Source organism: Pseudomonas sp. Sample_24 (genome assembly GCF_004307605.1).
Classification (GTDB): Bacteria; Pseudomonadota; Gammaproteobacteria; order Pseudomonadales; family Pseudomonadaceae; genus Aquipseudomonas.
On the sequence record NZ_RCNW01000177.1, the window covers coordinates 1 to 1,523 of the forward strand.

At 53.4% G+C, this 1,523-nt stretch carries 3 protein-coding genes and 2 tRNA genes; all 5 read right to left on the minus strand.

All coding sequences use genetic code 11. The features are described from left to right. Positions 1-108 precede the first annotated feature (108 nt). Positions 109-567 (minus strand): ribosome maturation factor RimP, encoded by a 459-nt coding sequence (gene rimP, locus D8V06_RS09155; protein ID WP_007973115.1) that lies wholly within the window; start codon positions 565-567, stop codon positions 109-111. Positions 568-705: 138 nt separating this feature from the next. Next, positions 706-782 (minus strand) — tRNA-Met (locus tag D8V06_RS09160). A 97-nt stretch (positions 783-879) separates the two neighbouring features. Next, positions 880-965 (minus strand) — tRNA-Leu (locus tag D8V06_RS09165). A gap of 22 nt (positions 966-987) precedes the next feature. Continuing rightward, the gene (gene secG, locus D8V06_RS09170) at positions 988-1,371 is read right to left on the minus strand and encodes a preprotein translocase subunit SecG (protein ID WP_017336473.1); all 384 of its coding nucleotides are present in this window, start codon (positions 1,369-1,371) and stop codon (positions 988-990) included. 4 nt (positions 1,372-1,375) lie between these two features. Next, the coding region (locus tag D8V06_RS09175) for a triose-phosphate isomerase (protein WP_177434401.1) at positions 1,376-1,523 on the minus strand (148 nt) is incomplete at its 5' end.

Consider the following 1,523-nt stretch of genomic DNA (forward strand, 5'->3'; position numbering starts at 1 on the left):
TTGCCGGTACACCCTTTTCATTGGATACCGACTCAACAACCAGCAGTACTTCTTTGCTCATCGTACGCCTCGCCTTTCGCAAGCCATTGGATCCGCGGGATCCGCGTCTCAGTCAAAACTGGGAATAATGTTGGCCTTGTCGATCATATCGATCGGCAACAGGAACTCATGGTCTTCAACCTGCACCACGACGTCCTGCTCTTCTACACCGCGCAGAAGGCCCTGAAAGTTGCGTCGACCTTCAAAAGGCGAGCGCAGCTTGATCTTCACTTGTTCACCGGCAAATTTTGCAAACTGCTCAAGAGTGAACAGTGGGCGTTCCATGCCAGGCGAGGAAACTTCAAGGGTGTATTCAACGGAGATTGGATCTTCAACATCCAGCACACCGCTGATTTGACGGCTGACAATGGCGCAATCGTCCACCAGCACGCCACCCTCTTTATCGATATAAACGCGCAACATTGAGTGGCGACCCTGGGCCGAAAACTCAATACCCCAGCATTCATAGCCTAGGGCCACGACCACCGGGGCCAGCAAGGCCTGCAACTCTTCTAGCTTGCTCGACACCTGAACCCCCTAGTGCATGTATGTGCATGCTATGCAAAATAAAAAAATGGGCGAAACGCCCATCCTTGAAACGCCGTCGAACAGCGGCGTTGAAAGTGTCCAGCTAACAAAAAGCCCCTTAAAAGGGGCTCCTTAAACTGGTTGCGGGGGCCGGATTTGAACCGACGACCTTCGGGTTATGAGCCCGACGAGCTACCAGACTGCTCCACCCCGCGACAAAGCTGGGGCGGAAGTATACGACCGATCCCCTACAGGGTCAATGTAACCTTCCACCTGCAAGAAAGCCCGCAACTGCGGGCTCTCCTGACTAATTGGTACCGAGAAGGGGACTCGAACCCCTACACCCTATGGGCACAACCACCTCAAGGTTGCGTGTCTACCAATTCCACCACCTCGGCAATACTACGTTTGAAACCCTTCTTACTTCTGCTCTTGAGCTGGAGGCACGTCAGTCGCTGGAGTAGCCGACTTTTGCTCTTGAAGCACCGGGACATCATCAGAAGCCGGTTGTTGCTTTGGAACTTCCAGTACCGCCGGGTTTGGGAGACCCACTTGAGTCAGCTGGTGAGCCTTCTCTTTAGCAAAGTAACCTAACCCCAAGCTGGTTATGAAAAAACCTGCGGCAAGTATAGCAGTAAACTTACTAAGAAAGGTAGAGGAACCTTGGCTTCCGAACACAGTATTTGAAGCACCTGCTCCGAAAGACGCGCCAGCATCCGCACCTTTACCCTGCTGCAGCAATACGAGAGCAACTACGCCCAATGCACCCAGCAGATGAAAAACGACTACGACTGTTTCCAGCATTTTTTCAGTTTCCCGCGGCGCGACAAATCGCACCGAACTCATCTGCATTCAGGGAAGCCCCACCAATGAGGCCTCCATCGATATCCGGCATGCCGAACAGTTCGACCGCATTGGCCGCCTTCACGCTGCCGCCGTATAGAAGCCGCACACCT